Annotated in this window: 12 protein-coding genes; 3 read left to right on the forward strand and 9 right to left on the reverse strand. The window is 72.0% G+C overall.

Features of this window, described 5'->3' with window-relative positions:
- Positions 1 to 79: 79 nt before the first annotated feature.
- The 6 genes from NE235_RS31265 to NE235_RS31290 all read right to left on the reverse strand — a co-directional run bounded on the left by NE235_RS31265 (position 80) and on the right by NE235_RS31290 (position 8,490).
- Positions 80 to 2,308 carry an ArnT family glycosyltransferase gene (locus NE235_RS31265; RefSeq protein WP_252809316.1) on the reverse strand — a complete coding sequence of 743 codons (2,229 nt, stop codon included), beginning with the start codon at positions 2,306 to 2,308 and terminating at the stop codon, positions 80 to 82.
- 92 nt (positions 2,309 to 2,400) lie between these two features.
- Positions 2,401 to 3,402 (reverse strand): asparaginase domain-containing protein, encoded by a 1,002-nt coding sequence (locus tag NE235_RS31270; protein WP_252809318.1) that lies wholly within the window; start codon positions 3,400 to 3,402, stop codon positions 2,401 to 2,403.
- Positions 3,399 to 4,313, reverse strand: a complete 915-nt coding sequence (locus NE235_RS31275; protein WP_252809320.1) for a TauD/TfdA family dioxygenase — start codon at positions 4,311 to 4,313, stop codon at positions 3,399 to 3,401. Before NE235_RS31275 ends, NE235_RS31270 begins: the two co-directional genes overlap by 4 nt.
- Before the next feature lie 12 nt (positions 4,314 to 4,325).
- Positions 4,326 to 5,267, reverse strand: coding sequence for a TauD/TfdA family dioxygenase (locus NE235_RS31280; protein WP_252809322.1), 942 nt, complete (start codon positions 5,265 to 5,267; stop codon positions 4,326 to 4,328).
- Positions 5,268 to 5,344: 77 nt separating this feature from the next.
- The gene (locus NE235_RS31285; protein ID WP_252809324.1) at positions 5,345 to 7,765 is read right to left on the reverse strand and encodes an FtsX-like permease family protein; all 2,421 of its coding nucleotides are present in this window, start codon (positions 7,763 to 7,765) and stop codon (positions 5,345 to 5,347) included.
- Entirely contained in the window at positions 7,759 to 8,490 is a 732-nt protein-coding gene (locus tag NE235_RS31290; protein WP_252809327.1) for an ABC transporter ATP-binding protein, read from the reverse strand. Before NE235_RS31290 ends, NE235_RS31285 begins: the two co-directional genes overlap by 7 nt.
- Positions 8,491 to 8,627: 137 nt before the next feature.
- Here NE235_RS31290 and NE235_RS31295 point away from each other — a divergent pair, with 137 nt between their 5' ends.
- The 3 genes from NE235_RS31295 (at position 8,628) to NE235_RS31305 (ending at position 12,584) form a co-directional block, all read left to right on the forward strand.
- Positions 8,628 to 9,908 carry a sensor histidine kinase gene (locus NE235_RS31295; RefSeq protein WP_252809329.1) on the forward strand — a complete coding sequence of 427 codons (1,281 nt, stop codon included), beginning with the start codon at positions 8,628 to 8,630 and terminating at the stop codon, positions 9,906 to 9,908.
- Positions 9,881 to 10,537 (forward strand): response regulator transcription factor, encoded by a 657-nt coding sequence (locus NE235_RS31300; protein WP_252809331.1) that lies wholly within the window; start codon positions 9,881 to 9,883, stop codon positions 10,535 to 10,537. Before NE235_RS31295 ends, NE235_RS31300 begins: the two co-directional genes overlap by 28 nt.
- 235 nt (positions 10,538 to 10,772) lie before the next feature.
- A complete protein-coding gene (locus NE235_RS31305) occupies positions 10,773 to 12,584 on the forward strand; it encodes an AfsR/SARP family transcriptional regulator (protein ID WP_252809333.1) in 1,812 nt (603 codons plus the stop codon).
- 28 nt (positions 12,585 to 12,612) lie between these two features.
- Here the strand turns inward: NE235_RS31305 and NE235_RS31310 are convergent, their stop codons facing one another.
- From NE235_RS31310 to NE235_RS31320, 3 genes are read right to left on the reverse strand one after another with little or no spacing between them, the layout of a single operon-like run.
- Positions 12,613 to 13,863, reverse strand: coding sequence for an MFS transporter (locus NE235_RS31310; RefSeq protein ID WP_252809335.1), 1,251 nt, complete (start codon positions 13,861 to 13,863; stop codon positions 12,613 to 12,615).
- The gene (locus tag NE235_RS31315) at positions 13,860 to 14,780 is read right to left on the reverse strand and encodes an ornithine carbamoyltransferase (RefSeq protein ID WP_252809337.1); all 921 of its coding nucleotides are present in this window, start codon (positions 14,778 to 14,780) and stop codon (positions 13,860 to 13,862) included. The genes NE235_RS31310 and NE235_RS31315 overlap by 4 nt, the downstream gene beginning before the upstream one ends.
- 10 nt (positions 14,781 to 14,790) lie before the next feature.
- On the reverse strand, positions 14,791 to 19,659 hold the full coding sequence (locus tag NE235_RS31320; RefSeq protein WP_252809339.1) for a non-ribosomal peptide synthetase: 4,869 nt from the start codon (positions 19,657 to 19,659) through the stop codon (positions 14,791 to 14,793).
- Between the last annotated feature and the right edge of the window lie 32 nt (positions 19,660 to 19,691).

Consider the following 19,691-nt stretch of genomic DNA (forward strand, 5'->3'; position numbering starts at 1 on the left):
GCTCGATGACCGACCGGAGCGACGGTCGCCGGTCCGGGCATCCGATCGATCACGACACCGCGCCGAACCCCCCGGTGGATCAGCCGCAGCGGTACAGCAGCTGCTCGGGAGTACGGCCGATCATGTCCGCGAGCAGGCCGACCAGCTGGGTCTGCGGGTCGGCGCCCTTCGCGGTCACCGTGGCGCCCGGGTCCGCGGCCCCGTAGGCGGAGGCCGGGACCGGCACGCACGTCCGGCGCACCCAGTCCGCGATCGCCGCGACCGGAGTCCCGTTGGCGCCGATCCCCGGGCCGCCCGCCTGGCCGGAGAGGACCACGAAGTGCACGTCCCCGTCGCTCACCATCCGCTGGAACCGTCGCAGGGAGGGGAACGGCGTGTTCCCGGTGAATCCCCCCATCGGGAGCGCTGGGGCGCCCGCGCGGACGATGGCCGGCGCCGCCATCCTCCAGTCGACGCTCGCGAACAGGTACCGTGCTCCGTCCCGGTGCCGCCGCAGGTACTCCAGCATGCTCCGCTGCTGGTCGGTGAACTTGCTGGAGCCACCGCCGAAGGCGAACCCGAACATGGCGCTGAGCTGGTTCGGCCCCTGGGAACCGGACGGGCCGCCGCCGGAGGGGGAACCGCCCTGACCGCGGGAGGGACTCGTGGCGCCCATGCCGAAGACCGCGCCCAGTTCGGCCCGGATCCCGGCGGATCCGGTGGCGGCCTGAACGGGCCCGATCGCCCCCTCGGAATTGACCTTGGCTCCGGGTTCGAGGACCGATGAGACCCACGCGACGGGGCCCAGCAGAAGTGTCAGGACCACCACGGCGGCCGCGATCGCCGCGGGTCGCCGCGTGGACGAGGAGGACCGGCGGAGCAGGGCCAGGACCGCCAGCGCTCCGGCGCCGAGCACGATCAGGCTGGGCCCCAGCCAGGATCGGAACGAGGGGAACCGCCAGGCGATCCACGCCGCCCAGGCTACGCTCAAGGCGATCGACGCGGGAAGCGCCGCCGCCCGCCGTCCTCCCTCACGGAACGCCGTCCAGAAGGCCACGGTGCCCGCACCCGACAGCGCGGCCAGGCTCACCGCGACGACCCCCAGGTAGTACATGTGGCCGTCGAGGCTGCCCAGGCTGAAGAGCAGGAAGAACGTCAGGAACCAGGTGCCCCACAGCAGGTGGCCGGCGCGCAGCCGATCGGTGCGCGGCGTGCCACGGCGCCACGCGACGCCCAGCACGAGCGCGAGCAGCCCCATGGGGTACAGCCAGCCGGTCTGGGAGGCGATGGCGGAACCGACCATCTTGCCGTGATCATTGCGGTTTCGTTCGTGCAAGGCGCGGAACAGGACCTTCTCGGCCGCCGCCGCGGTGCCCGGCCGCATGCCGGCGCCGGTTCCCGGAGGCAGCTGGGACGGGTCGCTCGGCAGCTTCGGATGCTGCGGCACGCCGCCCAGGTGGGAGCCGCCGAAGCGGTCGAGGAAGTTGTAGCCGACGATCATGCCGACCGCCGAGTTGTTCGTGGTGCCGTCGACGTACGGCCGGTGGGCGGCCGGGGTGAGCGTCACCAGGACGGCCCAGCTCGCGGAGACCGCCACCGTCACGACCCCGGCCAGGGCCAGGTGCCGCAGGCGTCGGCGCAACACCGGCGGTGCGGCGATCAGATAGGTCAGGCCGAAGGCGGGCAGGACGGCCCAGGCCTCCAGCATCTTGGCCTGGAACGCCACGCCGACCCAGAACCCGGACCACAGCAGGGGCCGCAGCCGGCCGCTCAGCACGGCTCGCTGGCAGGCCTCGGCGGCCAGCAGGAGAAGGAGGGTCAGCGCGGCGTCCTCGGCGGGTGCCCCGAAGACGCCCACCGTCACCGGCGTCAGGGTGAAGGCCCCTGCCGCCAGCAGCCCGGCCGGGACCCCTGCCCACACCCTCACCAGGCGGTAGAGGACCAGGACGCACAGCACTCCCTCGATCACCTGGGGCAGTTGCAGGACCCAGGGGTGGAAGCCGAACAGCTTCGCCAGGACCGCCTGCGGCCACAGGAACCCCGGTATCTTGTCGAGGGTCACCGAGTGGCCGGGATCTGCCGCGCCGAACAGGAATCCCTGCCAGCTGCTCGTCATCCCCCGGACCACGCCCGCGAGGTAGGCGTTGTAGCCGGTCTGCGGAAGCCGCCCGGCGAACAGGACGAAGGCGACGAACGCGATTCCCAGCAGCGCCGGGCGCGCGTAGCGTGGCTGGTCGCCGGGTGAACGCCATGGCAGTCTCCGACGTGCCGGAGGGGTCTCGGTGGAGTCCGCCGCTTCGGCGGTCCGCTCGGTCGGGCTGTGTACCATGCCGCCACCTGTTCGACGATTCCGGCTATGTGGATCGGCTGCGACCGTTCCAGCGGGCCCTATACAAGTTCCATATTCGGCGTCCGGCTCCGCTACGAGGACGGGAACTGCGGCGTGCCGTACTCCGCGAACCAGCCGGCGATCCTCCCGCGGTCCGTGGTCCGGGCGAGGGAGAGGACGAGCAGCAGCCGTGCCTTGTGCGGGTGCAGGTCGCCGGCGCCGATGACGGTGTCCCACGCCGCCGGATGGACGGCTCCGGATCCCCCGTTCCCCGCCGCGACGAACACCGTGTCCCCGCGCAGCAGTTCCACGGCGGCGGCCTTCTGCGCACGGGACGGCGTGCCGGCGAGGACGATGCCGTGTACTCCCGCCGCGGCGACGGCGGTGAGCGCCTCCGCGCCGGCCGCCGTGTACCCCGGGACGATCTCGACGCGCGGCAGCCGGCCGGCGTCGACGCGGGCCAGGTCGAAGGGGGTGGCCCAGCGCGGCCCGCCCCGATGCTGGATCCGCGCCGGCGCCCGGTGCAGCCGGATCCGCGCGGCGTCCACCGTGCCGAGCCGCCCGAACTCCGGTGACTGGAACGCGTGCAGCCGCGTGGTGTCGGTCTTCACCGTGTCACGTGCGGCCAGGATCGTGTCGTTCAGCAGGACCACCGTGCCGAAGTCCGCGGTCCGCCCGCTCGCCGCCAGCACGATGGCGTTGTACAGATTCGGCGGCCCGTCGGAGCCGATGACCGTCCAGGGCCGCATGGCCCCGGTGACCACGACCGGTTTGGGGCTGCGCACCGTCAGGTCGAGCCAGTACGCCGCCTCGGCCAGTTCGTTGGTCCCGCAGGTCACCACCGCCGCGTCGGCGTCCGCGAGCCGGGCGTCGACGAGACGCGACAGCTCGTACAGGCCCCGGAGGGTCCGGTGCGCGGCGCCGGACTCGGCCGTCGCCACGTCGGCGATCCCGTCCACCTCCGGGCGCAGCGAGCCGACCAGTTCGGTGACGGGCAGCGCGCCGGAGCGGTAGGCGTCGAACGCCACCCGGCTCTCCGAGACCCCGGCGATGGTGCCGCGGGCGCCGACGACGACCACCCGCGGCAGTGTCATGTCGGCTCCGCCATCGCGACGGCGATCCGCCGCGGGCCCTCGTACGGCTCGCGGCCGTGCGCGGCCAGCATGTTGTCGACCACCAGTACGTCGTCCCGCTCCCAGTCGAACCGTACGGACGCCGCGCGGTAGCGGTCGCGCAGGTGCTCCAGCACCTCGTCGGGGATCCGCCCGCCGTCGCCGTAGTAGGTGTTGGCCGGCAGGCCCTCCTCGCCGTACATGGCGAGCAGTCCCTCCCGCACGTCGGGGTCGAGGGTGCTGACGTGGAAGAACGTCACGTGGTTGAACCAGACGGCCTCCCCGGTGACCGGGTGGACGTGGACGGCGTCACGCACGGCCGTCGTACGGAGCCCGTCCCCGGGCAGCCAGTCGACGGCGATCCCGCGTTGCGCGCAGTAGGCGGCGACGGTGTCGCGGTCCGCCGAGCCGAACACCTGCTGCCAGGGCAGGCCGGCGCCGCCGTGGAAGTTGCGGACCACCATCCACCGGCGGCGTTCGAACTCCGCCCGCACGGACGGATCGATCGACCGGTGGATCTCCCGGACGTCCGCCAGGGGCGTCGCCCCCAGCCGCGTCGGCGGCTCGACGCAGTGGAAGTACAGGGTGCGCGGCCAGGTCGCCTGGTAGGAGTTCTCGTTGTGCAGGAAGATCTCCTCTTGCCGCGGGTAGTCGGTCGAGGTGTAGACGTTCCCCTTGATCGCGGTGCGCGGCGAGGAGCGTTCGGTGTAGGACAGCGGCGTTGATCCGGACAGTGACCGGACCACCTCCTCCAGGCCGTCCGTGCCCCCCACCTCGAAACCCCGCAGCAGGACGCCGCCGTGCTCGGTGAGCGCGCGCCGGATGCGTTCCCGGTGCTCTGCGGCGAACTTCCGCAGGTCGGCGTCCCCGTCGAACCGCAGGGGTAGCGGCATGACCCGCTCTCCTCAATCCGACATCGCGACCAGCACCCGCCGGTCGCCGGAGTAGGGCCGTCGTCCGTGCCCGACCAGCACGTTGTCGATGAGCAGCAGGTCGCCCGCGGTCCAGTCCACGTCCACCGCCTCGGCCAGGCCCCTGTCCCGCACCTGGATGACGTACTCGGCGGGGATCGGCGTCCCATCCGCGAACGTCACCGACTGCGGGAGCTCCTCCTCGGGCAGGATCTGGGCGAGCGCGGCGGCGGTCTCGTCACCGAGCGTCGCCTGATGCCACTGGTCCGACTGGTTGAACCACACCTCGGTACCGGTGACCGGGTGCCGGGTCGTCGCGGAACGGACCTGGCTCACCCGGAGCGAGCCGTCCGAACGCCACTCCCACGTCGCCTTCGTACCGTCGAGGTAGGCCTCCACGTCCTCGCGCCGGTCCGTTTCGAAGGTGTCCTGCCAGCTCTTGCCGAGTCCGTAGCCGTCGTGGAGGTTCTGCGTGTAGCGGACGCCCTGCTCGAACGCCGCGCGGACCTCGGGGTCCAGGGCGTTCAGCCACCGGGAACCGTCGACCACCGGCGTCGCGCCGCCGCTCGCCGGGGCACGCTCGCAGAAGAAGAGCAGCCGGGCCGGCCAGCGATGCGAGTAGGACAGCTCGTTGTGCATCGAGATGGTGAACTCGGCCGGGTACTCGGTGGACGTGTAGATGTTGTCCCCGACCTTGCTGCGCGGCGAGTTGCCGTGCACATAGGCGAGCCGGTCCGGGAGAACCCGCTCCATGACGGCCTCCAGGTCCCCGGCGGACAGGTTGAATCCGCGAAAGACCAGTGCCTTCTCCTCCGTCAGCAACTCCCGGAGCCGGTCGGCGTCATCGAGATACTCGATGAGACCGGTCGGCTTTGGCTCGACCCCGATGCTGTTCGGCGTCATCTCCAGCGGCATCCAGTTCTGACCGTCGTACACGGCACCCTCCGAGGACCATGGACTGACGGCACTGTGACCGGGCTCTCTATAGAGTTTCAATATCGCGGGCGGCGCGGTCACTCGCGCGGCCCGACGACGTCGATGGCCCGCGCGCGGGAGCCGATCCACGCCGGTACCAGAGCGGAGACCAGTGCGATCAGCGCGCACGCCAGGGTGATGCCGATGACGGGAGACCACGGCATCGTGATCAGCGCCTCTCCGGAGAGCCTGCGCAGCGCGGCCCACTGACCGGCGAGGGTGAGCACCGCGACGCCGAGGGCCAGCACCGCGCCGACCATGACGGCCAGCACCGATTCGCCGGCGACGACGCCGAGGACCTGGCGTGGCGTGGCACCCGACAGCCTCAGCAGCGCCTGGTCGCGGGCCCGGTCCATGGTGACCATGGCCAGCGTGTTCGCGATCGCGATGCCGCAGTAGACCAGCGCGATGCCCAGGACGACCAGCATCCCCAGGCGGGTGTTCCGCCCGTGCCCGCGGTTCGCCGCCTCGACCCAGGCCCGGGCGGTGACGACGTCGGCGCCGAGTCCCCGCGTCGCCGCGCGCAGCGCGGTGGTCACGGCGGCCCGGTCCGCGCCGGGCCGCAGCCGCACGTCCAGGCGCTGCGGACCGGTGTTCCCGGCGTACCGGCCGGTCAGGAAGGCGCCGGTGCCGTCGATCCCGGACCGCAGGACGGCCGCGATCCGCAGCCGGGCCGTGGCGCCGCCGGCGAGCCGGACGGTCACGCGGTCGCCGAGCCGGGCCTCCAGGTCCTGGTCCACGACCATCGAGTCGTCCCGCAGGTCCGCGAGGGAGCCGCTGACGACCTCATAGTGGCTCATCCGCGTCAGTTCGGCCGGGTCGACCGCCTGGGCGGGAACGCTCCGCGAAGCGCCGCCGTCCCGCCGTACGGACACGGTGATCGGCGCGGAGGCGGCGACGTCCACCCCGCCGACCGCCCGCACCCGGTCGGCGACGACGCGGCTGAGCTGGTCGCCACCCGTGGGCAGGACCAGGTAGTCCGCGCCGACCCGGTGGCGGAGTTCGGCGGTCTTGTCCGCGTCGACGGTGGCGGTGGCCCCCAGCAGCGACGCGGCCATCCCCACCGTGACCAGGACCGGCGCGGCCGTCGCCGCGGTCGAGCGCACGGCCGTCAGCGCGCCGGCCCGCACGACCATGCCACAGGCCCCTCTCATGCGGCCGAGGGGCCAGGTCAGCAGGCGCGCGAACGGGGGGACGACGAGAGGAGCGAGGAGGGCCACGCCCGCGATGAGCAGCATGATGGTGGGCGTGTACCCCTTGCGGTTGCCGGCCGCCGCGGGGTCCGACACCACCTGGTCGATCATGGTGGCCAGCCCCGCCCCGAGGGCCGCCAGGCCGAAGACCCACCGGCCGCCCGTCATCACGTTCCGGTCGACGACCGCCTCCCGCAGGGCCTCCAGGGCGTGCACCCTGCCGGCCCTGCGGGAGGCGGCCCACACGCCGAACAGCGCGACGAGCATGCCGGTGCCGAAGGCGATGACGAGCGGCCAGCGGGACGTGGTGACCGCGAACCCCGCGGGGGCGAGTCCATGGGAGACCAGCCAGTGCGCCAGCAGCCGCGCGCCGGGCGGCGCGAGCACGCATCCGGCGACGGAGGCGATGAGGCCGATCAGCAGCGCCTCGCCGAGCAGCATCCGGCGGACCTGGCGGGGGGTCGCGCCGACCATGCGCAGCAGCGCCAGTTCCCGTCGCCTGCGTGCGACCGCGAACGCGAAGGTCGAGGCGACGATGAAGATGGCGACGAAGCCGGCCACGCCCGCGGCGATGCCCAGCAGGATCTGGGTGTCGCCGAGCGTGTCGCGCGCGCCGTCGGCGCCGGCCTCGGCCCGCCCCCGGTCGGCGCCGTCGAGCACCTCCGCCCGGTCACCGACGGCGGCGCGGACCGCGGCCGGTGATCCGTCCACGGCCAGGGCGTCCACCCGGGGCGACAGCGCGGCCGCCTCCGCGTCGGTGAAGAAGACGGCATGGTCGGAGCCGGCGGGTGTGGTCACGCCGGCGACCAGGTAGGAGCGTTCACGCGTGGCGGTCAGTACGGTCACCCGCGCACCGGGCCGGACGCCACCGTCCCCGACGACGATCTCCCCGGCGGTGCGCGGCGCGTGTCCCGCCACCAGCCGGTGGCCGCCGATTCCCGCCATCGACCATGGGCGGCCCGTCCGGCTCGGACCGCCGCCGGGCAGGTAGACGTAGAAGTCCCGGTCCGGGATGACGCGGGCGACGGCGGAGACGTCGGAGATGAGCCGCGCGGAGACGCCGTCCTGCCGGTCGGCGGCCCGGGGGCGTACGACGACCGGCGCGTGCGCGTACCGCTGCACGGTCCTGGCGACCGGGGCGTGGAAGGTCGCGGCGAGCACGAGGTTCATCGCCCCGCTCATCGCGACGCCGAGCGTGAGGGCGATCAGCGTCCCGGCGAACGCCGGCCACCGGGACCTGAGCGTGTGCAGGGCGACGCTCAGCATGATGTCTCCAGACGGGTCATGCGCGCCGCCACCACGTCCGGGGTCGGTGCGGCGAGCGTGTCGGCGACCGCTCCGTCCGCGAGGAAGACGACGGCGTCGGCGTACGAGGCGGCCAGCGGGTCGTGGGTGACCATCACGATCGTCTGGCCCCGGTGCTCGACCAGGCCACGGAGCATCGTCAGCACGTTGCGGGAGGTGGTGGTGTCGAGCGCGCCGGTCGGCTCGTCGGCGAAGATGACGGCGGGGCGGGTGACCAGGGCCCGGGCGATCGCCACCCGCTGCTGCTGGCCGCCGGACATCTCCCCCGGCCGATGATGCGCCCGGTCGGCCAGTCCGACCTCGGCGAGCGCGTCCTGGATCTCCGCACGGCCGGGCCTGCGCCCGGCCAGCCGCAGCGGCAGTCCGACGTTCTGCTCCGCGGTCAACGAGGGAAGCAGGTTGAACGCCTGGAAGACGAAGCCGATCCGGTCGCGTCGTAGCCTGGTCAGCGCGGTCTCGCCGAGCCCGGCGAGGTCGACGTCGCCGATGGTGACGGTGCCCGTGGTCGGCCGGTCGAGCCCGGCCGCGCACTGCAGCAGTGTCGACTTGCCCGACCCGGACGGCCCCATCACCGCGGTGAGCGAGGCGGGAGGGAACGCCAGGGTCACGTCGCGAAGGGCGATGACCTCGTTCGGCGGCGACCCGTGGACCTTGCCCACCGAGGACAGGCGAATCGTTTCGTCCATGCCGCCCAGTCAAGCCCGCCGGCGCGGGCGGGCGCATCGCCCCCAGGGATACCTTCGGTGGTAGTGCCAGGCCTACCATGACGCCCCCTGCTCAGAGGATGGGCGGGCCGCCACCGCGGGCCGTAGAGTTCCGGAACGTGCGACCGACGCGATCCTCGACGGCCTGGCAGGCGCTGACACGGCGAGGATTCCTGCTGTCCGCCTGGCCTTGGCGGTCGATCGCCTATCTCGTCACCGGTGTTCCGATCGGCGCGGGGGTCTTCGTGCTCGGCACCGGCCTCTTCGTGATCGGTTCGGCCACCGCGGTCGTACTGGTCGGCATTCCGCTGCTGGCCCTCCTGGGCCTGTCGGGCATCCCGCTGGCCGCCGTGGAGCGGCGGCGGTTACGGCTCGTGGATCCGGAGACACCGGTCCGCGGGGTCCACCGGGAGCGCGTGAATCTGTTCGCCCGATACGGCGAGCAGGCCACCTGGCGGGAACTCTCCTACGCCGTGGTGTTCGGGCTGCTGCTGTGGCCGCTGGACCTGGCCGCCGTGGTGCTGGGCCTGTCCGTTCCGCTGGGAGTGCTCGGAGCGCCGCTGCTGCTGGCGCTGATCGGCAGGCACGGCCAGGTGAAGATCCTGAAATCCTGGACCGTCTCGACGTCCACCGACGCCTGGGCGCTCGTCCCGATCGGGGCGCTGATGCTGGTGGTGGCGCTGTACGGGCTGACCGTGGTCGCCGGGGCACGCGCGGCGATCGCGCGGGTCCTCCTCGTTCCTCGCGAGGACGAGCTCACTGCGCGGCTCGTCGACGTGTCGCGTTCGCGCGCCCGGCTGGTCGACGCCTTCGACGTCGAGCGGCGGCGGATCGAACGCGACCTGCACGACGGCGCGCAGCAGCGGCTCGTCGCGCTCACGCTGACGCTCGGGCTGGCGCGCATGGCCGAGGGCGAGGAGGCCGCCGCCCTCCTCGCCCAGGCGCATGACGAGTCGAAGCGGGCCCTGGACGAACTCCGGGCGCTCGTCCGCGGCGTCCACCCGCAGATCCTGACGGATCGGGGGCTGCCCGCCGCCGTCACCGAACTCGCCGGGCGGTCTCCGCTGCCGGTCGACTTGGACTTCGACCTGCCCGGCCGGTTGCCGGGCCAGATCGAGACGGCGGCCTACTTCGTCGTCAGCGAGGCGCTGTCCAACGTCGCCAAGCACAGCGGCGCCGGGCGCGCCGCCGTGACGGGCCGGGTGGATGCTGGCCGGCTGGTCCTGGAGATCTGGGATGATGGCGTCGGCGGCGCGGATTCGGGCGGGGGCACCGGCCTGACCGGGCTGGCCGACCGGATCTCGGTGGTCGACGGCAGGCTGGCGCTGTCGAGTCCGCCGGGCGGGCCTACCGTGATCCACGTGGAGATACCGTGCACTCGACTCGACCGCTCCGGATAGTCCTGGCCGAGGACGGCGTGCTCTTACAAGCCGGCCTGACCCGGTTGCTGAGCCACGTCGGGCACGAGGTGCCGGCCGCCGTGAGTGACGCCGAGGCGCTGATCACCGCTGTGCGGGAGCACCGTCCCGACCTCGTGATCACCGATGTGCGGATGCCGCCCGGGTTCAGCGACGAAGGGCTGCGCGCGGCCGTCGCGCTCCGTGCCGCCGACCCCGGCCTGCCGGTGCTCGTGCTCAGCCAGTACGTGGAGCAGACCTACGCCGCCGAGCTGATCGACTCGGCCGACGGCCGCGGCGTCGGCTACCTGCTCAAGGACCGGATCGGTGACATCGAGGAGTTCATCGCCGCCATCGACCGGGTCGCCGGCGGCGGTACGGTCGTCGATCCGGAGGTCGTGCGCCGGCTACTGCGGCGGCGCGCCCCGGTGAGCCTGCTGACCGCTCGCGAGCAGGAGGTCCTGGCGCTGATGGCCGAGGGTCGTTCGAACATCGCGATCGCCCGGGCTCTCACGATCACCGAGGCCTCGGTCGCCAAACACATCCGCAGCATCTTTGTCAAGCTTGATCTGCCACCGTCGGACACCGACCACCGCCGGGTCCTGGCCGTCCTGGCGTATCTCCGCGGCTGAGACGACCCCCTATCCATTCCGTGGTCGAATCAACACTTGATATCTGTCCGAATCCGGCCAACCCTGAAACGACCATAGACGCCCAGGGACGAACTTTGCTCAAATCATGCTGACTTGGGGATGACTAGTAGTGAGCATGAAGATTTTCAGGGGAATCCGCTGTTCAGCGACGAACCGGGTGACTGCGCGATCACATACCGTCGCGTAAACTTCAGGCGAAACGGGGAACCAACGCGTGGAATTCCGTATTCTCGGCCCGATCGAAGCCCGCTTGAACGGGAAATCAATCGCCCTCGACGGCACCAAACAACAGACGATGCTCGCAGCTCTATTAATGGCTCGCGGACGGCTTATCTCGGACGACCGGCTGAGTCAGCTGCTCTGGGGGGACAATCCGCCGTCCACTGCCAGCGCGCAGATCTACACCTACGCGTCCCGGCTGCGAAAGTGCCTCGGCGACGAGGTCACCATCGTGCGCCGGTCACCGGGATACACGATGAGCATTGGATCGTCCCGGATCGACCAGGATGACTTCCTCCGGCTGGCCAGGTCCGGTGCCAGGAATCTTCAGAAGGAGCGCTTCTCCGAAGCGGCGAGGGAGCTTCGCGGGGCCCTGTCGCTGTGGCGCGGACCGGCCCTGGCCAACACCACGGAGCACCTCCTGATGGCCGAGTCATCCCGGCTGGAGGAGGCCCGGATGAGCGCGCTGGAGGACCGGATCGAGGCGGACCTCGCGCTCGGCCAGCACCTGCAGCTCGTGTCCGAGCTGCGCGGCCTCGTCGCGGAGTACCCGCTGCGCGAGAAGATCCGGTCGCAGCTGATGATCGTGCTTTACCAGACCGGGCGTCAGGCGGACGCACTCGAGGTGTTCCACGAAGGACGGCGCCTGCTCGCCGAGGAGCTGGGCGTCGATCCCTCCGCCGAGCTGCGCGGCACCTACCAGTCCATTCTCGCGGCCGACCCGGCGCTGGCGGCGCGCGCCGAGCGGCACCGGACGCCGCCCGTGATCACGCTCCCGCGCTCGGCCATGCTGCCACCGAACGTCATCGACTTCACCGGCCGTTCGGAGCATCTGCGCCGCCTGAGCGAGCTGCTCTCGGCCCGGCAGGACGCCGACGTCTGGCCGCCGACGACCTTCCTGATCTCCGGAATGGCGGGGGTGGGGAAGTCCGCGCTGGCGATACGCGCCGCCTACGCCCAGACGGCCTCCTTCCCCGACGGGCGGCTGTACGTCGACCTCGGCGGCACCGATCGCCGGCCGTTAGGACCCGCCGACGCCCTGCTGATCCTGCTCCGGGCGATCGGAGTCGACGATACGGAGATACCACCGGATCTGGACCAGCGGACGCAGTTCTATCGGAGCATGCTCGCCGGTCTGCGCGTACTGATCCTGCTCGACAACGCATCCGATGATCAACAGATCCGCCCGCTTCTCCCCTGGGGAAATGAAAGCCGTGTCATCATAACGAGCCGCCGGAACATCGCGTCACTTGAAGGCGTTCATCTGACCACGCTGGACGTTTTCAATCCGGTCGAGGCAATGGAAATGCTGACCCGGCTGATCGGCCCCCGGCGAGTGGCCACGGAAAAAGACCAGGCGCGAAAATTGGTGGAGCTCTGCGGCTACCTGCCGGTTGCCATTCGTGCCGCCGGGACACGCTTGATCACGAAGCCGCACTGGTCACTGTCGCAGCTCGTCGCTCGGATGAGCGATCCGGTTCGCCGACTCGACGAACTCAGGCTCGGTCATCTGGATGTGCGCGCCCGCATCAAACGTAGCTTCATGGAACTGCCGGAACGGGAACGCCACGCCCTGTGTTCGCTCAGTCTCATCGAATCACCGGATTTCTCGGCGCACACCGCGGGCGAGGTCCTGGGGCTGCCGTACGAAGAGGCCGAAGAACTCGTCGAGAGGCACGTCGACGCCCGGCTGCTGACCGCCAACTTCGTCGATGAGGCCGGCCACCCCCTCTACCGGATCCATGAGCTGGTCCGGATGTTCGCCCTGGAGGCCGGGGACGACGCGAAGGTCGATGTCCGTCCCTGACCTGGGAACGCCCGGTCCGGGTGATCGATCACCCGGACCGGGCGTTCAGCCGTTCGGCGCGCACCGCGGGGCTCAGGACGGCGAGCGCGGCGACCCCTGCCATGAGGCCGCCCAGGCCGAGGACGGTGGCTGTCACGCCCTGCGCGTCGAGGAGGTAACCGACCAGGAGAACGCCCAGCGACGTGGCGCCCGATCCCAGGAGGTCCATGACACTGTTGACCCGTCCCTGCATCGCGTCCGGCGTGGACCGCACCTGGTAGACGCCGCCGGCCACGTTGAACACCCCTCCGACGAACGACACGGCCGCGAAGAGGACACCGAGGGCGAGCGGCTGGCGAAGGACCGCCACGAGAGGGGTCAGTGCCGCCCAGGCGATGTTGCCGCCGATGACGATGGCCGGCACGCTCACGCGCCGGAGCCACCAGTTGCCGCTCAGCGCGCCCAGCATCCCGCCGGCGCCTCGCGCCGCGACGACCAGCGCCACCGCCGTCTCGGACCCGCCCCGCCGATGCATGATCACCAACATGGCCAGGCCCAGCCCGTTGAGCACGAGGTTGCTCCCGGCGATCAGCCCCATCACGGTCCGCAGGAACCGTTGCCGCCACACCCAGATCAGCGCCTCCCGCATCGCGGGCAGTACCGCCCGCCGCGCCGCGGGGCGCCCGGCCTGAAAGTCCTTCCTGATGAAGAGGAGCCCGAGCAGCGCGAACACGTGGCTGAACGCGGTGAAGGCCAGCGGTGTCCACCGGGTCAGGCCGAACAGCAGGCTTCCGACGGGCTGGCCGAGCAGTCCCGCGGCGCGGCCACGCGCCTCGTTCCGCGCCAGCGCGGCCGACAACTGACCGGGTGGGACCAGGTTGCGGACGCCGCCGCGCTCGGCGAGCCGGTAGAGGATCGTCAGGCTGCTCTCGGCGAACGCGGCGGCCATGAGGTGGGGCAGCCACAGGTGGCCGAGGGCCACCGCGACGGCGACGCTCGCGAGCGCCATCGCACCGCCCGCGTTGCACGCGATCATCAGCCGCCGCCGGTCCCACCGGTCGACGAGCACCCCGGCGGGAAGCTGGACCAGCAGGCTCGGTAACTGCGCGGCGAAGCCCACCAGCCCGGCGGAACCGGCCGAGCCCGTGCTCCACAGGACCAGGAGCGGGTAGGCGATCGCGCTGACGCGGGTACCGAGCAGCGCCATGCCCGCGCCGCTCCACAGAAGCAGGAAGTCGCGGTTGCGGCGCAGCGGCGGTTCCCGTTCGTGAAGCGGGACGGAGCTTTCGGCGACACTCATCCGAGGCACCACTCGAGCACCGCCATGGCGCTGTGCATCTTGTTCTCCGCCTGGTCGAAGGCGATGCTGCGCGGTCCATCGAGCACGTCGGCGGTGACCTCCTCCCCTCGGTGCGCGGGCAGGTCGTGCATGAACACCGCCTTGGGACCGTCCGCCCACAGCCGGGCGGTCACCTGGAACGGCGCGAACACGGATCGCCAGTCCGGATCGGGTTTGCTGGTGCCCGTGGTCTGCCAGCGAGTGGTGTAGACGACGTCGACGTCGGCCGGGATCGCATCCATGTGGTGGTGTTCGCGCAGCACCGAGCCGTACGACGCCGCCAGTGCCTCGGCGCGCTCGCGGACGCCGGCGGCGAGGCCGTAACCGGGAGGCGTGCGCAGCTCGAGTTCGGTGCCGGCGAACCGCGGCAGCGCCAGCGCCAGGGCGGCGGCCGTGTTGTTGCCCTCCCCCACGTACAGGACCCGCAGGCCCTCGATCCGCCCGAAGTGGCACAGCAGCGTTGTCAGGTCGGTGAGCGCCTGCGTGGGGTGCTCGTCCGCGCTCATCGCGTTGATGACCGCCATCCGGTCCTGCGCGGCCCACTCGCGCATCTCGGCCGGATCGCCGGCCGTCCGCGCGACGAGCGCGTCCAGCATCCGCGAGAGCACGCGGCCGGTGTCCGCACCGGTCTCCCCGGTGTTGAGCTGCAGGTCACCTGGCCCGTACGCGATGATCCGCCCGCCCAGGCGGAGGGTTCCGGCGGAGAACGCGGTACGGGTGCGGGTGGAGGTCCTGGCGAAGTAGACGCCCACGACGGCGCCGGCGAGCGGGGTCGCGCCCGCCGCCCCGCCGCGCGCGAACCGTGCGCCGCGTTCGACGATGGCCCGCAGATCCTCGTCGCCGAGATCGTCGATCGAAATCAGATGGCGGCGGGTCATGGCCGTCTCCTCACTGCTCGCGGTCCTCGTCGGTCTCGACGGGAGCAAGTACGGCCGGCGCCGGCCCGGAGTCCCCGGCCCACGCCGCGGCGAGGCGCCCGCGGCCGAGGGCGCCGTCCTGGCGGCCGAGCACCGCCGTCAGGAACCGCACCACGGCCTTCCCGGAGTCGGCGTTGGTGAGCGCCACGAACCCGGTTCCGCCGCTCAGGCGGCTGATCGCCATGTTCCAGTAGCCGGCCGGCTCGCCGCCGTGGCCGAACTCCAGGTCCTCTCCGGTGTCGTCGACGATCGTGCCCAGCCCGTAGTAGTCACCGGGTTCGGCGGTGACGAGCCGGCGCGCGAGAGGGCGGGGCAGCAGGGCACCGGCCTCCCCGAGCAGCGAACGGCGCACCTCCTGGATGACCCTGGCGACGTCTCCCGCCGTGGTCCACAGCCCCGCCGCGGCCAGGTGCGCGCGGTTCCGCCACCCTCCTGGCAGCACCGTGCCGCGCGCGTCGTGACCGCGGGCGACCGGAAGGCCGGCGCGCAGGGGGAAGGAGGGGTCGAAGCTGCTGCCGGCCATGCCGAGCGGGTCGAGGACCAGCCGCCGGGCCAGGTCCGCGAAGGGCTCGCCCGTGAGGTCCTCCAGGACCTGCTGGAGGACCCAGTAGTGGGTGCTGCTCTTCCGGAACTCCGACCCGGGCGGCAGCTCGCGCCGCACTGGGGGGGTGGTGACCGGCGGGCGGCCGTTGAGGAGGTCGAGCAGGGTCGGCAGCGGCTCGCCGGGGCGGTATCCGACACTGCGGTGCCGGGCCAGGCCGGCCCGGTGGCCGAGCAGCTGCCGCGTGGTGACCACCCCCGGGGCGTCCGGGTCGCCCGCCAGGTGCCAGCGGGTGAGATACCGGTCGATGTCCTCGTCCAGGTCGATCCGGCCGTCCGCCACGAGCCGCAGCGTCGCCAAGGCCGTGACGTGCTTGCTGATCGATCCGGCCTGGAAGAGCGTGTCGGCGGTGACCGGGTCGGCGGCGCCGGCCTCCAGCACACCGAGCCCGTGCAGTTCGGCGACGGCTCCCTCCCGCAGGACGGCCACGCTGACGCCGGGCACGTGATGCTCGGCCATCACGGCGCGCAGTTCGTCCAGCGGCAGGCCGGGGGCGGCCTCGATGAGGGCGGCGACCTCCGCGAGCGGGCCCTCGCCGACGCCGCCGGGGCCGCCTCCGGCGGCGCGGTCCAGGAGCGTCGCCAGGAGGTCGGCGGGCACCTCGACCGTGCGGGCGGGCTCCGGCACGGCCGGGGCGGGCGTGTTCTCCTCGTCGACCGCGGCCGCCAGCTCGGCCAGGGTCTCGTGCTGGTACATGCGCCATACGGAGATGGTCAGCCCGGCCTGCCGGGCGGCGGCCAGCACCTTGATCATCAAGATGGAGTGCCCGCCGAGGTCGAAGAAGCGATCGTGGGCACCGACCTGTTCGACGCCGAGCGCCTCCGACCAGATGCCGGCGAGCAGACGCTCGGTGGGGGTCCTCGGCGGCACGTACGGGTGTTCGGAGCGGAGCGACCCGCGGTCGGGTGCCGGCAGTGCGGTGCGATCGAGTTTGCCGTTGGCGTTGAGCGGGATCGCCTCGATCACGATGAACGCCGACGGCACCATGTACTCCGGCAACCGCGTCCCACAATGCCCGGCCAGCTCCACCGCACCCGGCGGATCACCCGCATCCACCGGCACCACATACCCGACCAGCCGCCGATCCCCCGGCACCGCCTCATGCACCACCACCGCCGCATCCCGCACCCCCGGATGCGAAGCCAGCACCGCCCGCACCTCACCCGGCTCGACCCGATACCCCCGAATCTTCACCTGATCATCCACCCGCCCCACAAACTCCACACACCCATCACCCAACCGCCGCACCAGATCACCCGTCCGATACCACCGCGACCCCCCAGGCCCCGGAACAAACCGATCCGCCGTCAAATCCGGACGACCCACATACCCCCGCGCCACACCCACACCACCAACAAACAACTCCCCCACCACACCCACCGGAACAGGCTCCATCACCCCATCCAGCACAAACATCTCCATATTCGGCAACGGCCACCCAATCGGCACAACCTCCCGACCAACACCCCCACCCACCTCGAACACACACGTCCCCACCGACGCCTCCGTCGGCCCATACTCATTGATGAGCCGGCCGGGTCCGAGGATGTCCAGCGAGCGGCCGGCGACCTCGCCCCGCAGCGGCTCGCCCGCCACCACCAGGACCGCGGCCAGCGCGGCGGCCTGTTCGGTGGTGAGCTGCTCCGCGAGGAGATCCAGGTGGCCCGGTGTGAGCTTGATGAAGGAGAACGGTCCCGCCTCGGCGAGGTGAGGGCCGAGTTCGGTGAGTGGTGCGTCCTGCGGTACGACGTGGACCCGCTGACCGGACAGCAGCGGCGCCCACAGGTTCGGCACCACGAGGTCGAAGGCGACGGACGAGAACAGCGGCGCGCCGCCCGTACCTCGTGACGCCAGTTCGTCCACCGCCCACTGCACGTGGTTGACCAGGCTCCGGTGGGTGACCTCCACTCCCTTCGGCCGGCCCGTCGAACCGGACGTGAAGATCACGTAGGCGGGTGCGTCGGGATCGATCACCTGGTCGTCGGCGGCGACGGTGAGGCTCTCGCGGTCCAGCAGGACGCACGCGCGGTCGATGCGATCGGCGTACGCCGAGGTGGTCAGCACCGTCCGGGCGCCCGCGTCGTCCAGCATGGCGGCGATCCGCTCGGCCGGGTACGAGGGGTCGAGCGGCACGTACGCGGCGCCGGCCTTCCAGACCCCGAGCAGGCAGGCGAGAAGGTCGGGCCCACGGTCCAGCAGGACGCCCACCGTCGGGCCGGCGTCGCGGAGCCGGTGCGCGATCCGGCGGGCCCGGAGGTCGAGCGCGGCGTAGCCGAGCGCCGTGCCGTCGCACTCGACGGCGGTCGCCTCCGGGGTCCGGGCCGCCTGCGCGGCGAAGAGCGCGGGCACGGTGACGCCGTCGGGCCGGGGCACGGTGGTGGCGTTCCAGGCCGCCAGGCGTTCCCGTTCCCCCTCCGGCAGGTAGGTCGCGCGCGCGTCACCGTCCGCGTCGGCGGCCATGGCCTCCAGCACCGCGCGGTACATGCCGACGAGCCGGTCGGCGTCGGCCCGGTTCAGCGTGTGCGTGTCGGTGGTGAGGACCAGATGACCGGCGACCGCCGAGACGGCCAGCGCGAACTCGGTGGCGCCCTCGCCGAGGCTGGACTCGACGTCGACGAGGTCCGTGTCGACCTGGTGGAAGTCCTGGTAGCTGAAGCGCACCTGCACGAGCCGTTCGGTGCCCGCCTCACGCTGGATGACCGGCATCGGGTACCGCCGGTGCGGCCAGAACTCCGCCTCCTGGGCGAACACCCGCTGGACGAGCTCCCGCCAGGTACGGGCGCCGCGGTCGTAGGCGAACGGCAGCGTGTTGAGGTACATGCCGTAGACGCGGTCCGCGCCGAGCACCTCGGGACGGGCGCTGCAGACCAGGCCGGTGAAGAACGACGGCTCGTCGGTGAGCATGCTCAGGACCTTCAGGTGCGCGGCCAGCAGCACGCTCTTCAGCGACACCCGCGCCCGGCTCGCCAGCGCCCGCAGATCCGCCTCCATGGTCTTGAGCGGCACCGCCACGCGGTACTTCTCCGGAGGCGCGTCCGTGTCCCCGCGCCAGCCCGCCGGCAGGGTCAGCCGCGCCCGGCCCTCGGTGACGCCGCGCCAGTAGGCGCGGTCCTCCTCCGAGGACATCGACCGCAGCTCGGCGGCGATGAAATCGGCGTACCGCAGCGTGACCTGCTCCGGCGGCTCGGGCTCCCGTCCCTCGCGCAGCTCGCGGTAGACCTCGAGGAGCTCCATCAGCAGCGACCGGTGGCTCCAGCCCTCGGTGATCGCGTGGCAGACGGTCACCGTCAGCCACCAGGCCGGGCCCCTCTCGACGTGTGCCGTGATCCGCATGAGAGGGGCGGTGCCCGGGTCCAGCGGGTGGGCGCGCTCGGCCGCGGTGAAGTCGCGCAGCGCGCGGTCCGGATCCGCCTCGCCGAGATGACGCACGGTCACGGGTATCCCGGCGGTGGCGTGCACGAGCTGCATCGGCACGGAGTACCCGGTCAGGTCGAAGGAGGTGCGCAGCACCTCGTGCCGCGCACCGACCAGGGCCACGGCGCGCCGGAACGCCTCCGGGGAGAAGGACGCCTCGTCACGGACGCGGAAGGAGGAGACGTTGTGGTAAGCCCTGAGCCCGCTGTCGGCGAGCATCTCGACGACCATGCCGACCTGGACCTGCGACATCGGGTAGGCGTCGACGACGCCGTCCGGCAGCATGGCGCGGTCGGCCTCGTCGATCAGCCCGAAGGGCGGGACGCCCGGTTCGACCTCGGCGCGTCCCGGCCGGCCGGTGAGATGCTCGCACAGCGCGGCGACGGTCCGGTACTCGAACACGTCGCGTACGGCGACGTCGAAGCCGGCCGCCCGCAGCGCTCCGACCAGCGCGACGGCGCGGATCGAGTGACCGCCGAGGTCGAAGAAGCCCTCCTCCACGCCGACCTGGTCCAGGCCGAGCACCTCGGCCCAGATCGACGCCACGCGCTCCTCGGTCGCCGTGCGCGGCATGACCCGGCGGCCCTGTGGCTCCTGCCGGTCGAAGGCCGGCAGCGCGGCGCGGTCGAGCTTGCCGTTGGCGGTCAGGGGGATGCGGTCCACGGCCACGAACACGCCCGGGACCATGTAGTCGGGCAGCCGCAGCCGGCAGTGGTCGGCCAGCTCCTCCCGATCCGGCGCGTCCACCGGGACGTAGTAGGCCACCAGCCCGCCGTCACCCGCGATGACCGCGGCGTCGCGGACCCCCGGATGCGAAGCCAGCACCGCCCGCACCTCACCCGGCTCGACCCGATACC

The sequence above is a fragment of the Actinoallomurus spadix genome (genome assembly GCF_024055725.1).
Lineage (GTDB): Bacteria > Actinomycetota > Actinomycetes > Streptosporangiales > Streptosporangiaceae > Actinoallomurus > Actinoallomurus spadix.

What these genes read in the sequence shown, in the direction of transcription:
- NE235_RS31265 (WP_252809316.1), bottom strand. Translation starts at nt 2,308, where the DNA reads ATGGTACACAGCCCGACCGAGCGGACCGCCGAAGCGGCGGACTCCACC.
- NE235_RS31290 (WP_252809327.1), bottom strand. Translation starts at nt 8,490, where the DNA reads ATGGACGAAACGATTCGCCTGTCCTCGGTGGGCAAGGTCCACGGGTCG.
- NE235_RS31275 (WP_252809320.1), bottom strand. Translation starts at nt 4,313, where the DNA reads ATGCCGCTACCCCTGCGGTTCGACGGGGACGCCGACCTGCGGAAGTTC.
- NE235_RS31315 (WP_252809337.1), bottom strand. Translation starts at nt 14,780, where the DNA reads ATGACCCGCCGCCATCTGATTTCGATCGACGATCTCGGCGACGAGGAT.
- NE235_RS31310 (WP_252809335.1), bottom strand. Translation starts at nt 13,863, where the DNA reads ATGAGTGTCGCCGAAAGCTCCGTCCCGCTTCACGAACGGGAACCGCCG.
- NE235_RS31270 (WP_252809318.1), bottom strand. Translation starts at nt 3,402, where the DNA reads ATGACACTGCCGCGGGTGGTCGTCGTCGGCGCCCGCGGCACCATCGCC.
- NE235_RS31285 (WP_252809324.1), bottom strand. Translation starts at nt 7,765, where the DNA reads ATGCTGAGCGTCGCCCTGCACACGCTCAGGTCCCGGTGGCCGGCGTTC.